The sequence below is a fragment of the Flavobacterium sp. TN-1 genome, from assembly GCF_052828645.1.
In genome coordinates this window covers 2,271,916-2,286,639 of sequence record NZ_CM128253.1, presented here as the reverse complement: position 1 = coordinate 2,286,639, position 14,724 = coordinate 2,271,916, and the positions used below count along the sequence as shown (strand labels likewise).

Genomic DNA, 14,724 nt, shown 5'->3' with positions numbered 1-14,724 from the left:
GGGGCAAATTGTCGGGGCAAATTGTCGGGGCGAATTGTCGGGGCGAATTGCAATTCGCCCCTATCGTGATGCTGAAAACGATAATAACTGATTTCTATAATATTCATATTGTTTTTGTCTCAATTCTATCTCTTTTGGTAAACCTTCGCTTATGGAAGTGGTAAGCACGTCAAATTTATCTAATATGGAAACGATGCGCTCTTGTTCTTCAATTGATGGAACAGGGATTTTAAATTCTTTTACCTTAGTATCTGAAATAGCAGGATAAGCAGAACCACTTTGATTCTCCTCAACATATTTTTTGAACTCACTAGAAGTAATCCAATAATAAATCCATTTTGAGAGAATATGATTTGTGTCAGCTCTTAAAATGCAATATCCAGTACTTGCTATTTCACCTGAATATTCTTCTGTAATCAAACAAAGGCGCTGTTGAGTTGGTCTAGTAGTAGCAAAAATAACATCATTTTTTAAAATCAACTTTTGAGCTCTACTTGGTGCATTATTAGTGTTGATTTCGGTTGTTTCGATAATCGTATTTTTCTCGCGACAAACAGACGTCAAATCAATATATCGATAAGATTTATTTGTATCTCTCCAGCGAATATTTGAAGTTGGTAAAATAACATCTCCCATCGTTTTCCATTCTACACTATCATCAAAACGCAACAACTGCTCACGATAATAACTATACTGCTGTTTACGTGCTGTAAGTTCTGCTGTAAGTTCTGCTGTAAGTTCTGCTGTAAGTTCGGTGAAGGTATCAAGAATTCCAACTATTTTTTGTTGAATTTCGAGTGATGGGATGGGGATTTGAATACCACCGACCTTAGTTGTATTGATTGTTGGCACTCCTCCTTCGCTTTGCAATTCCGTAATACTCTTCTCTTTTGCTTTAAGGATATAAAATAAAAATTTACTATCAATTTTAGTCTTGTACTCCTCAAGAGGTAGAACTGAAAAACATTTGTCATTTAAGTAGAATTTACTTTCTAAATAACTAACATAACCTGCGTTAGCTCCAACACGTGAAATTGTAACAGTATTTTCAACTCTATTAAATTTCTCAAAGTAGCCCATTGGCTCTTTTCCTCCACTTATAATTGGATATGGAGCAGAATCTGAACTATCATTTTTAGTTATACCTTTCCCTGTCTTAATCTCACAAATTTCTCCTAAAGATTTCCATTCCACTTCCACACCTCCTGCCTGTTCGGCAGACAGGTCTAATAATTTATCTAAGAAACTCATGCTTCAATCTCTTTAATGATGTTATCAATATCGGCACGAAGTTGGTTTATTTTTACTACGGTTTTGGCAACTTGTTGGTTGAGTTCCTTAATATCTATTTTCTCACGATTATCTTTAGCTTCCACATACGAACTCACAGATAAGTTATAGTCGTTATCGGCAATTTTAGCATTGTCGATGGTAGTTGCTATATGAGGTACTTCTTCTTTGCTATCAAACATATCCATAATTTTATCAATATGTTCGTTAGTCAGCTCATTATTGTTGGTTACTTTTTTAAAGAAATTTTCGCCCGTAGCATCTATAAATTGGGTTTTGGTTTCAGTTTTGCTTTTAGAGAGTACCAAAATATTTACGGCTATAGAAGTACCATAAAAAAGGTTGGGTGCTAAAGCAATTACAGATTCAACAAAATTGTTATCTACTAAATATTTTCTAATTTTTTGTTCGGCACCGCCACGGTAAAAGATACCAGGGAAACAAACCAAAGCCGCTCGTCCTTTACCTGATAAATAACTTAAGCAATGCAAGACAAAGGCAAAATCGGCTTTTGATTTTGGTGCCAATACGCCTGCTGGCGCAAAACGGTCGTCGTTAATCAAGGTAGGGTCGTCAGAACCAATCCAATTTACTGAGTACGGTGGATTAGATACAATGGCATCAAACGGTTTGTCATCTAAAAAATGGGGGTCTAACAAGGTATTCCCTAAAGCAATGTTGAACTTATCGTAGTTGATGTTATGCAAAAACATATTCATACGCGCTAGGTTGTAAGTCGTATGATTGATTTCCTGCCCGAAGAATCCTTCTTCTATAATATGACTATCAAAGTGTTTTTTAGCTTGCAATAATAAAGAGCCTGAACCGGCAGCTGGGTCATAAATTTTATTCACCGTGGTTTGCTTGTGCATGGCTAATTGTGCAATCAGTTTCGATACCGTTTGTGGGGTAAAAAATTCACCTCCCGATTTACCTGCATTGGCAGCATAATTACCTATTAAAAACTCATAAGCGTCACCAAAAAGGTCAATTTGATTGTCTTCGAAATTACCAAAGTTTAATTCTTCAACTCCTTTTAGAACAGCAGCTAAACGCGTGTTTTTGTTTTCAACTGTATTTCCTAAACGGGTACTTGTGGTATCAAAATCGGCAAACAAACCTTTGATATCTTGTTCTGAAGGATAGCCATTTGCCGAACTTTCAATAGCATCGAAAATCGCTTTTAAGTCGGTATTCAGATTGGAGTTTGTATTGGCAGTTTTAGCCAAGTTTTCAAAAAGCTGACTTGGATAAATAAAATACCCCTTCGTTTTAATGGCATCGTCTTTAATTTCGGGCGTAATAATGCTGTCCGATAAGTTGGCGTAGTTAATGCTATCATCACCAGCTTCGATGTAATTTTTGAAGTTTTCACTAATAAAGCGATAGAATAATGCGCCCAGAACGAATTGTTTGAAATCCCAACCATCAACGGCACCACGTACCTCGTTAGCGATTTTCCATATTTTATTTTGTAATTCTTGTTTTTGAATGGTGCTTGTCATCATTTTAAGTTGTAAATTCTAAATGCACTAAATTTTTAGAAAGAATTTTATTTGTTAAAGTTAATTAGATAATCTCCAAATATAGTGTTTTGAAATAACAAAAAAATCACACTTTATAGTGATTTTTTTTGATCAAGAACAAAAGTTAGGAATATTTATTAAACAAAAAACCCTAACTCCTTTATTTACAAGGGTTAGGGTTTTAAAGCTGCGGAGAAAGAGGAACAAACACCCACCTTTTCTATATATATCAAAACTTATCAAAAACAATCTTAACCCTTATAAAATAAGGGTTTTTTAATATATTGCAGTTAAATAAAATTAAGCAAAATATATATAAATATAGTCAATGTGGGGATTATGTGGGGATAATTTTGTATCTTTAAAGTATTGAAATTACTAATAATTCCGTACCAATGGCAACTATTAACTACCTCATAAAAGGAGAAAAAAACACAACAAATATACTTTTACGTTTCAAAAATGGTAGAAAATTTGATTTAACAGCTTCAACCGATTTAAAAGTAGAGCCGAAAAAATGGAGTTCAGCAAAGCAAAAAGTAAAACTTACTGCTGATGACACTACAAAAGATGAAGTCAATCAAAAATTGTCTGAGCTTGAAAAATTCATTTTTGATGAATTCAATTCCGATAATAGTAAAGGAGAATTTATAGACAAGCATTGGTTAAGAAAAAAGATTGCAAACTTCTTTAATAGACCCATTGACGAAACAGCCATTGATCAAATATTTTTTATCCCATTTATAGATACTTTTATCAAACAAGCTCCAACAAGAATAATTAAAGGTAAAAATAAGCCAATTGCTAAAGGAACCATCGTAAAGTATAACACTACACTCAACAAGCTAAAAGAGTACGAAGAACGCTTTAAAACGAAGCTAAAATTTACCGATTTAGATTTGACTTTCTATGATAGATTTATAAACTTCTTATCTCAAGAACAAAAGATAAATTTAGGAACAATCGGTAACTATATCGGAACTGTAAAAACTATTGCTAGAGATGCTAAATTAAAAGGTTTACCAGTGCATCCACACATCGAACATCCTAACTTTTTTGTTCCGAAAATTACAGCTGACAGTATCTATCTTAAAGATGAAGAAATCGACACAATTTTCAATCACGATTTTAAAGGAGTAGAAAGGCTGGAAAACACAAGAGATTTATTTATCATTGGATTGCGTACAGGTTTGAGAATTTCAGATTTTTTAAGATTAAAAGATGCCAACATCAAAAACGGGTACATTGAAATTGAAACACAAAAAACAGGGCAAACAGTTACGATACCATTACACCAACAAGTAAAGGCAATTTTAGAAAAAAGAAACGGTTTCCCAAGAGCTATTTCAGACCAAAAATTTAATGAACACGTTAAAGAGTTGTGTAAAGTTGCTGGATTTAAAGAGTTAACACAAGGTTCAAAAATAAACAAAGATACCAAGCGTAAAGAAGAAGGAATTTTCGAAAAATGGGAATTAGTATCATCACACATTTGTCGTCGTTCCTTTGCTACTAATTTATATGGAAAATTAGACAATCTTACCATTATGGGAGTTACGGGACACCAAACCGAAACACAGTTTTTGAAATACATCAAAATTACAAATACAGAAAAAGCTGAAAAATTAAAAGACTATTGGAACAAACAAAATGAAGAGCAAAATATTGAGGAGAAAAAAATGAAAGTAATAAAGTAGTTCAAAGTTTAATATATTTAGAAATAATTTCTTCCATATGATTAGAGATATTTTAGATAAATATTGTGTGTTATTAAAAAAAGAAGTTTTTGAAGACTTTTCTTCATATGCTTTACTAGTAGAATTAAAACATTATTTACCTTCAATAAAATCAGAAATTCTATTGAATTGTCTTAGTTATGAGAACAATAAAAAAGAGGAATACTTAAAATATGTTATAAATGAAATTACAAATTCAACTTTTGATATAAATTATTCCGAAAATAATTTAAAAAAATGGTTGGTAAAATATGATATTTCATTAGATAAAATACTAAATGATCATATTACTCACGAAGCCATTTACAATAAGTTAAACGCAGATTATAATAAGTATGATGGATTTGAAAATGGTCTAGAAAAACAACTTCTTTTCAATATTCAAGATGAATTCAATAAATACTTCAGTAAAATATATGCAAACTATGTTATTGATTTCTGCATAAGCAACATACCTTTAAAAAATAGTAAAATAGAAAGTTTGGACATATCAGAAAACAATTATAAAGACACCTATTTCGATAAGTTTTGTGAATTAATTGATGATTATACAATTCTAAAAAAGAGTACAGCAATTGGCGTGATGATAGATTTACAACTTTGTATCAAGGAAATAAAATCAGAAACTCTTTTAGAACTCCAACAAAAAGACATTAATAGAAATGACCATTTAGAATTTAAAATTAATGAAGTTGAAAAATGTAATTATGATAATAATGCTGACATACATTATGTAGAAAAGTGGTTGAAAAATTATAGTATTTCAATAGAAGAAATTTTAAATAATACTTTTCAAAGTAGTTCTATAACTGGCTTAATTGACAGTCATTATAACGACATGGAAAAGTTTTCAAAAGAAAAGGATTTAGCTTATGATATTCAAGATGATTTTTATCTATATTTCTGTAAGTATTATGCAGATGAATTGATTGAATATTTTAAATCCAAAATGACTATCAGCGAAACAAATATCATTGAAACTGAAAATGTAAATCAATTATCAGTTAATCAAGCAATAATACTTTTAGACAGATTAGGTTTATTCAGTTCAACTATGCTTGAAAACCTACCCAATACAAAAAAAGCCAAATTGATTAGTCAATTAATTGGGAAAAATGATAAAAACATAAAGACTGCGATTGAAAAACTCGAATTAAAACCAAACGAGATAAAACCCAATCATCAAAAGGATATTGATAAAATAGAACGAATTTTAAACAACTTGGAGTAACCTCTGGAGTACCTTTTGGAGTTACTCCAACCATAAGAAATAGAAAACCTCACAATAGCTTTGTTCCATCACAAACGATAAATTTTATATCACGATGGAACAAAGTAAAATGACACAAGTATTCGGAGTTTCTCCAGATGAATTCAAAGAAAGCATCTTAACTGATGTAAGAGCAGAAATTAAATCTTTAGCTCAAAATTTCCAACCTATTACACCAGAAGAGTATCTAACTCGACAAGAAACAGCCGAGATACTAAAAGTATCTTTGGTTACACTTTCCGATTGGAACAAAAAGAAAATTCTAAATCCTTACCGTCTTGGTAATCTCATCAGATACAAACGTTCAGAAATAGAACAGGCTTTAATCAGTATTAATTCTAAAAAGAAATAATATGAGCCATCCATTTCAAGAAAGTTTAAGCAACATCGAAAAACGTTTGGAGGAACTAACGCAATTAGTTACCAACAAACAGGAAAAAATATTCGATAAAGTTATTATTGACAATGATGAGTTTCAACGATTATTCAAAATTAGTCCAGGCACTGCATCAAATTGGAGAGAAAAAGGATTAATCGCATACAGTCAGATAAACAATAAAATTGTCTATAAAATTGAGGATATAAATAAGATGCTTGACGATAACTATCGACCATTTAAAAAGTAATTGCAAAGTTTATTTTTAAGTAATGATAGATTTTGTCAAAATAAAAATTAATGATGAAGCACTTATAAACCAAGTTTGGAGTAATGAACTTTTAATTTATCAAGGCAAATCTGAAAAACGATTTGACGATGAAATAAAAGAGTTAGTGACAAAAAGTTACAAAAACCTTTATTTTACAAAATTTCAAAACAGACTTGAAATAAAAGGATCTTTGCATTACTTTTTTAATGATGGTTTACACAATGCTAACGATTTCAATATTTATGATTGCATTCAAACAATAGAGCAAATAAAAGAACTGTTTAAACTCGATTTGAACAAATGCAAACTCATTAATTTAGAATATGGTGTAAATGTAAATCCAATTATTCCTGTAGTTGACTTGGTACAAAATTTAATTTATCACGAAAAAAGACAATTTACGCGACCTACAACACATTTTAACTACAAAATAGCTGGTAACGAAGCTTACAAACAAGTAAAAGCCTATGACAAAAGTGTGCAATTTCCAAATCAATGTAATAATACATTTCGATTCGAAGTAAAAACCAAACAAGCAAAATTTGTTAATAGTCTTGGATTGTTTACGCTTCAAAATCTCACAGAAATCAAACAGTATGATTCACTAATACATTCATTATTAAAAGAATGGGATAACGTATTATTATTTGACAAATCTAAAGCAGTAGAAGATAAATTTTTCAACACTAATTTTTGGGAAGAAATTCTTAAAAACGGTAATCGTAATAAATTCAATAATCAAAAGAGACTATACTATAAAAAATTAGGGGCAAATAGTTTATATATAAATATCAAAAAAATAATGCAAGATAAAATCAATTATCTAAAAGTGTGCAAATTCCAACTACTATAAACTTGGAAACTGCACATTTTAAATAGTTTCTTAAATGGTTTCTATTTATTATAGATACTTTCAATTTTATATATTTACATCTTTTAAATAAAATGCCGTACTAAATGTCAGAAGACCAAAAAAAACAACTCGAACAACAACTTTGGAATATTGCCAACACCCTTAGAGGTAAAATGAATGCCGATGAATTTCGAGATTATATACTTGGATTCATATTCTATAAATACCTTGCTGAAAAAATGGAAATTTATGCCAACGGAATATTAAAAACCGATGGTATCAAATATAAATCCATTAATGAAAACACAAAAAACGGAGCAGAGTACATAGATGCAATTCGCGAAGAAGCATTAGAAACTTTAGGCTATTTTTTAAAACCTAATGAACTTTTTAGTGAAGTAGCCAAACGTGGTAATAGTGATGTAGAAGGTCAAAGTAATTTTATTATTGAAGACCTTCAAAAAATACTTATCAATATCCAATTAAGTACAATGGGTACAGAAAGCGAAGATGATTTTGACAATCTCTTTGAGGATATGGATTTAAACAGTACCAAATTAGGAAAAACACCAGAGGCAAGAAACGAAATTATTGCTAAAGTACTTTCTCATTTAGACAAGATTGATTTCAAATTAGAAGACACTGAACTGGATGTTTTAGGCGATGCCTACGAATATTTAATAGGGCAATTTGCTAGTGGTGCAGGTAAAAAGGCAGGTGAATTTTATACACCACAAGAAGTAAGTATGGTATTGGCTAAATTAGTCACTACAGGAAAAAGCAAACTAAAATCAGTATATGACCCAACGTGTGGTTCGGGTTCACTTTTACTTCGTGTGGCAAAAGAAGTTAAAGAAGTAAGTAATTATTACGGACAAGAAATGAACCGAACTACTTACAACTTAGCACGTATGAATATGATTTTGCACGGAGTACATTACCGCAAATTCGATATTAAACAAGAAGATACTTTAGAACATCCACAACACAATGGACTACAATTTGAAGCCATTGTGGCAAATCCCCCATTTTCTGCTCAATGGAGTGCAAATCCTTTATTTACAAGCGACGATAGATTTTCGCAATATGGCAAACTAGCACCTGGTAGCAAAGCCGATTTTGCTTTTGTACAACACATGATACACCATTTAGCCGATAACGGCACAATGGCTCTTGTATTGCCACACGGTGCATTATTTCGTGGTGGTGCTGAACAACATATTCGTAAATACTTAATTGAAGACCGTAATTATTTAGATGCTGTGATTGGATTGCCGGCTAATTTATTCTATGGTACACCAATTCCAACGTGTATAATGGTTTTCAAAAAATGTAGAGAAAACCCAAACGATATATTATTTATCAATGCTGCTGAACATTTTGAACGTGGTACTCAAAATATGTTGCGACAATCTGATATTGATAGAATAATTGATACGTATAGAGAAAGAAAAGTTATTGAAAGATACAGTCATTTAGCAACCTTAAAAGAAATAGATGACAACGAATACAATCTTAATATTCCTCGATATGTAAATACTTTTGAAGAACAGGATAGTGTTGATATTCCGTTAGTATCTAAAAAACTAAAAGAATTGGAAAAGGAAATGAGTGCTACTGATGAAGCATTACTATCTTTCTGTAAAGAATTAAATATTGAAACGCCTTTTTAATTATGGAAAAACAACAAACTGCTAAACCAGTAATACGTTTTCCAGAGTTTACAGACCATTGGAATAACACAAAATTGAGCGAACTTTTAAAAGAAGCTAAAAAACGAAATACCGATTTAAAATACTCCAAAGACGAAGTACTTTCTGTTTCTGGTGAAATGGGTATTGTAAACCAAATCGAACACTTAGGAAGAAGCTATGCGGGAGCATCAGTACATAATTATCATGTAGTGGAAGTTGGCGATATTGTTTATACCAAAAGCCCTTTAAAAGCCAATCCTTACGGTATTATAAAACAAAACAAAAAGAAAGCGGGTATTGTTTCAACGCTTTATGCGGTTTATAATGTTAAAGAAGAAAACGCACACGGTGAATTTATAGAACACTATTTCTCTTTAGATGAAAATACCAATCGTTACCTGAGACCGTTAGTAAAAAAAGGAGCTAAAAACGATATGAAAATTAGTAATGCTTATGTATTACACGATAAAATATTTGTACCATCAGTTGCAGAACAAAAAAAGATAACCCTATTTCTTAACACTTTAGATAAAAAAATAGAGCAACTAAAACAAAAGAAAAAGTTATTGGAAGATTATAAAAAAGGCATTATGCAAAAAATATTCGCTCAAGAACTTAGGTTTAAGGATGAGAATGGAAATGATTTTCCAAAATGGGAAAGAAAAAAACTCGGTAATTTAGGTGATTGTTTCATTGGATTAACTTACTCCCCAAATGATGTTGTAGAAAGTCAAGGTACTCTAGTTTTACGTTCTTCAAATATACAGAATGGCAGGTTGGCTTTTGAAGATAATGTATTTGTAAATACAGTAATCTCAGAAAAAAATTATGTTAAAGAGAATGATATTTTGATTTGTGCAAGAAATGGTAGTAGAAGTCTTATAGGTAAATGCGCTTTGATAAGTAAAGAAAATGAAGGTTATGCATTTGGTGCTTTTATGTCAATTTATAGAAGTAAATTTAATAGATTTATATATCATCTTTTTCAAACAGATTTATTCTTTAGTCAAATAAATGAACATCTTGGCGCTACAATTAATCAGGTAACAACAAAAAGTTTAAATTCTTTTTCATTTAACTTTCCCTGTGAAATAGAACAAGAAAAAATAGCCACTTTTTTGTCAACAATAGATGATAAAATAAGCCGAACACAAGCACAAATAGAAAATACACTAGAGTACAAAAAAGGGCTATTGCAAAAAATGTTTGTGTAAATAAAAGTTAAAAAATAAGCCTATAAGTTGATTATATGGAAATAGTTGATATATTTGCTATCATAAAAAACAAGTTATTGTCGGTTCAGTTTGAACCTAACGACTGTGATGAGTTTACGTTAGCATTCAGAAACTGGAACGATACAGAGTATTTAGAAGATTTTTTTGAAAATAATAAAAATGATTTACAATCAGGTTTTTATGGCAATATATCAGTAGAAGAAGCTATTTTTTCAACAATAGAAGAAGCAGAAGTATTTGAAGCAACAATTAGAAGAGTGGCTAAAATTGGAAAATTTAAAACACAAAGTTCATTACAAGATTTAGTTTTTTATCCATTACACAAAAATGACCAAACCTATAAATTACAAGAAACAAGAGCATACGGTACAGGAAACAAATCCTGGCTTCGTGTATTTGCCGTTCGTATTAGTCCCGAATGCTTTGTGGTGTCGGGAAGTGCAATCAAGCTAACAGAAGCTATGGGTGAGAAAGACCACACAGAAATCGAATTGACAAAACTAAAAATTACAGCTGCATATTTAAAAAAAAATGGACTATTAGAAGAAGATGACTTCGGATATATAGACATCATTAATTAAAACTACCATTATGAAAAATCAAGAATTGAGTAATAAATTAGAAGCATTAGTTTCTAAAACTCCTAGTAAATGGATAGAAGAAAGCAACAAAAGATTTGAGGATAAAGAAGGATTACGTTATTCTCAACAAGTTGCGGTTCGTATTTTAAGAACTTTAAGAGAAAAAAAATTATCACAAAAAGATTTAGCCGATTTATTGAAAGTTACACCACAAACGGTTAATAAATGGGTTAAAGGTTCTGAAAATTTTGGTTTCTTTACAATAGCTAAAATAGAAAAAGCATTAGATATAAAGTTAATGCACATTTATGATAATGATACTAGTCTTATGATAACTTCAACTAATATCATTAAAATTAGCAATCAAGTTCATTCCTATTTGAATAAAATCGAGGAAACTATTGTTGCAGAAAAAGAAACAAAAATAATTCCTTTAAATGATTATATAAATGAAAAGGACTGCCCTGAAATAAAATATTATCAATCATAAAAATGGAAACTAAAAAAAGTATTAGTTTTAGACTATTAAATATAGTTACTGAACAGTTTGCAACATTTGAAATAGATAATCTTCCAGATGCTAATGATTTACAAACTGACTTACAATTTTCAATAAACCCTGATAACAGATTAGTTGCTTGTAAAATGAAGTTTCAATTTTTACACGAAAAACAACCAATTGTTGTTTTAACAGTAATATGTAATTTTGATATAGAAGAAAGCTCTTGGAATTCTAATGTTATTTCTGGTAAAAAAATAACATTGCCTAAACATTTTTTAGAACATCTTTGTGTTATTACAGTAGGAACTTCTAGAGGAATATTGCACACTAAAACAGAAAACACAACTTTTAATAGATTTATTATTCCAACATTAAATGTAAGTAACCTAGTGGCAAAAGATGTAGTTTTTGAAATAAAATAATAGTTAAGTAAGAAAGCATACACCTTGTCGTTTTTCGGCAAGGTTTTTTAATGTAATATATGGCAAAACAACCCGAACAAATCTTAGAAGAACAACTAATAGAGCAACTTCAAAAGTTGAGTTATAGTTATGTTGAAATTAAAGATGAAACAGCACTTCTTGCAAACCTTAAAAAGCAGTTAGAAAAACACAATAATATCACCTTTTCAGAAAAAGAATTTGAAAGAGTTTTAAATATTTTAAGTAAAGGTTCGGTGTTTGAAAAAGCCAAAACACTTCGAGAAAAACAACATATAGTTAGAGATAACGGAGATAATCTGTATTTTGAATTTATTCAATCAGAATACTGGTGTCAAAATCAATTCCAGGTAACCAATCAGGTTACAATGGAAGGCAGTTATAAAAACAGATACGATGTTACTATTTTGATAAATGGTTTACCATTAGTACAAATAGAATTAAAACGTAGAGGTTTAGAACTTAAAGAAGCATTCAATCAAACCAATCGTTATCAAAGACATTCCTTTGGAGCAGGTGCTGCTTTATTTCAATACATTCAAATATTTATCATTAGTAACGGAGTAAATACAAAGTATTACGCAAACAATAAATACCAATCATTCAAGCAAACGTATTACTGGACAGATAAAGATAACAAACGTTTAACCAATATTTTGAATGGTTTTACAAGTGATTTCCTTGAGCCTTGTCACATCTCTAAAATGATATGCAAGTATGTTGTCTTGAATGAAGCCAATAAAATATTAATGGTACTTCGACCATATCAATATTATGCGGTTGAGGCATTAATTGATAAGGTAAAAAATAGTAATCACAACGGATATATTTGGCATACAACAGGATCGGGCAAAACCCTAACTTCTTTTAAAGCTAGTCAAATTATTATGCAAATGCCACAAGTTAAAAAAGTGGTATTTGTAGTAGATAGAAAAGATTTAGATTACCAAACCACAAAAGAGTTCAATAGTTTTAGCAAAGGAAGTATTGATGGTACTGATAATACAAAAGCATTAGTAAAGCAATTTTCAGACGATACAAAATTAATAGTAACCACTATTCAAAAACTAAATACTGCCATAAGTAAAAGTCAGTATTTAAGTAAAATGGAAAAGCTTAAAGAAGAACGTATTGTTTTTATTTTTGATGAGTGCCATCGTTCACAATTTGGAGAAACTCATAATAAAATCAAATCGTTTTTCAACAACTATCAAATGTTTGGTTTTACCGGCACACCAATATTTGCCGATAATGCGGTTAAAAACGAATTAGGAAAAAGAACTACCAAAGAACTATTTGGAGTATGTTTGCATAAATATGTAATTACAGATGCCATAAAAGATGAAAATGTATTAAAGTTTTCTATTGAATATGTAGGCAGATACAAACAAAAGGAAAGTGCTACGGCAATAGATATTGAAGTTGAAGACATCGATACTAAAGAATTGATGGAAGCTCCAATGCGTTTAGAAAAGATTGTAGATTATATTATTACAAATCATAATCGTAAAACGTATAACAAAGAATTTACAGCAATGTTTTGTGTGAGTAGTGTTGATACATTAATCAAGTACTATGATATTTTACAACAAAAGAAAATTACAGGTCAACATAACTTAAAAGTAGCAACAATATTTAGTTTTTCAGCTAATGAAGACGATGCAGATGCTAATGGATTTATCCCTGAAGAATTATCTGTAGTTGAAGAACCAAGAGCTTTATACGGTTTGAATGTTCACACTCGTGAAAAACTAGACGAGTTTATAGGTCATTATAATACAATGTTTGAAACAAAGTTTTCTACTAAAGACAGCGAAAGTTTCTACAATTACTATAATGATATTTCTAAAAAAGTAAAAGAGCGTAAAATAGATATTCTGTTAGTAGTAAATATGTTTCTTACAGGATTTGATAGCAAACCTCTAAATACTTTATACGTAGATAAAAACCTAAAATATCACGGTTTAATTCAAGCCTATTCAAGAACTAATCGTATTCTAAATGAACAAAAGTCACAAGGAAATATAATTGTATTCAGGAATCTAAAGAAAGCCACCGATGAAGCAATTACATTGTTTAGTAATAAGGAAGCAATTGAAGAAATTATAATGCAACCTTATGAAGATTATGTAAATAAATTTAATGAAGCATTTATAGGTTTATTAAAGGTTGTTCCAACAGTAAACAGTGTTAATAATCTACAAAGCGAAGAAGATGAATTAGAATTTATTAAAGCTTTCCGAGAGTTAATGCGTATTAAAAATACAATGGTAACTTTTACAGATTTTGTTTGGGAAGATTTAGCAATGAACGAACAATTATTTGAAGACTATAAAAGCAAATATCTTGATTTATACGACAAAGTAAAAAATGAACACCAAATAGAAAAAGTATCAATTCTTGAAGATGTTGATTTTGAGTTAGAGTTAATCCACCGTGATGAAGTTAATGTAACGTATATATTAAAATTATTAGCAGCATTAAAAGACACCACAAAAGCAGATAAAGAAAAAAAACAAAAAGAAATTGTTGATTTATTAACTGGAGAAGCCAATTTAAGAAGTAAAAGAGAATTAATTGAAAAATTCATTTTAGAAAATTTACCCGTTATTGAAGATACCGATACAATCCCAGAAGAATTTGATAAATATTGGAGTAAAGAACAACAAAAAGCATTTAATCAATTAGTTCAAGAAGAAAATCTATCAGCAGATAAAACACATAAATTAATAGAAAGCTACTTATTTGCCGAAAGAGAACCTTTAAGAGATGAAGTGTTAGATTTAATTGAAGGTGAAAAACCATCCGTATTAGTACGCAAAAAAATAGGTGATAAAATCCTCAATAAAATTGTTGGTTTCGTAGAGACTTTTATAAATGGTGTTTCAGGAAATTAAGAGATTAAATCTTTTTATTAGTATATTTAAAAACTAATATGACACTAAAAAGA

At 30.2% G+C, this 14,724-nt stretch carries 13 protein-coding genes; 11 read left to right on the top strand and 2 right to left on the bottom strand.

What is annotated here, in order from left to right; translation table 11 throughout:
* Nucleotides 1-60: 60 nt before the first annotated feature.
* Both ACUXZJ_RS10095 and ACUXZJ_RS10090 read right to left on the bottom strand, forming a co-directional pair.
* Nucleotides 61-1,251: a restriction endonuclease subunit S gene (locus tag ACUXZJ_RS10095; protein WP_060381988.1), complete on the bottom strand. Its 1,191-nt coding sequence runs from the start codon at nt 1,249-1,251 to the stop codon at nt 61-63.
* Entirely contained in the window at nt 1,248-2,795 is a 1,548-nt protein-coding gene (locus ACUXZJ_RS10090) for a type I restriction-modification system subunit M (protein WP_446196290.1), read from the bottom strand. The genes ACUXZJ_RS10095 and ACUXZJ_RS10090 overlap by 4 nt, the downstream gene beginning before the upstream one ends.
* 416 nt (nt 2,796-3,211) lie before the next feature.
* On the opposite strand from ACUXZJ_RS10090, the gene ACUXZJ_RS10085 reads away from it, so the two are divergent.
* The 11 genes from ACUXZJ_RS10085 (at nt 3,212) to ACUXZJ_RS10035 (ending at nt 14,671) form a co-directional block, all read left to right on the top strand.
* Nucleotides 3,212-4,513, top strand: coding sequence for a site-specific integrase (locus ACUXZJ_RS10085; protein ID WP_063743983.1), 1,302 nt, complete (start codon nt 3,212-3,214; stop codon nt 4,511-4,513).
* A 37-nt stretch (nt 4,514-4,550) separates the two neighbouring features.
* Nucleotides 4,551-5,783, top strand: a complete 1,233-nt coding sequence (locus ACUXZJ_RS10080; protein WP_063743984.1) for a hypothetical protein — start codon at nt 4,551-4,553, stop codon at nt 5,781-5,783.
* Nucleotides 5,784-5,892: 109 nt separating this feature from the next.
* Nucleotides 5,893-6,174, top strand: a complete 282-nt coding sequence (locus ACUXZJ_RS10075) for a helix-turn-helix domain-containing protein (RefSeq protein WP_041253341.1) — start codon at nt 5,893-5,895, stop codon at nt 6,172-6,174.
* 1 nt (nt 6,175) lies between these two features.
* Nucleotides 6,176-6,448: a helix-turn-helix domain-containing protein gene (locus tag ACUXZJ_RS10070; protein ID WP_014164649.1), complete on the top strand. Its 273-nt coding sequence runs from the start codon at nt 6,176-6,178 to the stop codon at nt 6,446-6,448.
* 22 nt (nt 6,449-6,470) lie between these two features.
* Complete coding sequence (locus ACUXZJ_RS10065) at nt 6,471-7,322, top strand: hypothetical protein (protein WP_063743985.1); 852 nt, start codon at nt 6,471-6,473, stop codon at nt 7,320-7,322.
* A 104-nt stretch (nt 7,323-7,426) separates the two neighbouring features.
* Complete coding sequence (locus ACUXZJ_RS10060) at nt 7,427-8,995, top strand: type I restriction-modification system subunit M (protein WP_063743986.1); 1,569 nt, start codon at nt 7,427-7,429, stop codon at nt 8,993-8,995.
* 2 nt (nt 8,996-8,997) lie between these two features.
* Nucleotides 8,998-10,230 (top strand): restriction endonuclease subunit S, encoded by a 1,233-nt coding sequence (locus tag ACUXZJ_RS10055; protein WP_063743987.1) that lies wholly within the window; start codon nt 8,998-9,000, stop codon nt 10,228-10,230.
* 35 nt (nt 10,231-10,265) lie between these two features.
* Entirely contained in the window at nt 10,266-10,832 is a 567-nt protein-coding gene (locus ACUXZJ_RS10050) for a hypothetical protein (RefSeq protein ID WP_063743988.1), read from the top strand.
* A gap of 10 nt (nt 10,833-10,842) precedes the next feature.
* Nucleotides 10,843-11,322 carry a helix-turn-helix domain-containing protein gene (locus tag ACUXZJ_RS10045; protein WP_063743989.1) on the top strand — a complete coding sequence of 160 codons (480 nt, stop codon included), beginning with the start codon at nt 10,843-10,845 and terminating at the stop codon, nt 11,320-11,322.
* A gap of 2 nt (nt 11,323-11,324) precedes the next feature.
* Nucleotides 11,325-11,756 (top strand): hypothetical protein, encoded by a 432-nt coding sequence (locus ACUXZJ_RS10040; protein WP_063743990.1) that lies wholly within the window; start codon nt 11,325-11,327, stop codon nt 11,754-11,756.
* Between the two features lie 59 nt (nt 11,757-11,815).
* Nucleotides 11,816-14,671, top strand: a complete 2,856-nt coding sequence (locus tag ACUXZJ_RS10035) for a type I restriction endonuclease subunit R (protein WP_063743991.1) — start codon at nt 11,816-11,818, stop codon at nt 14,669-14,671.
* Nucleotides 14,672-14,724: the final 53 nt, after the last annotated feature.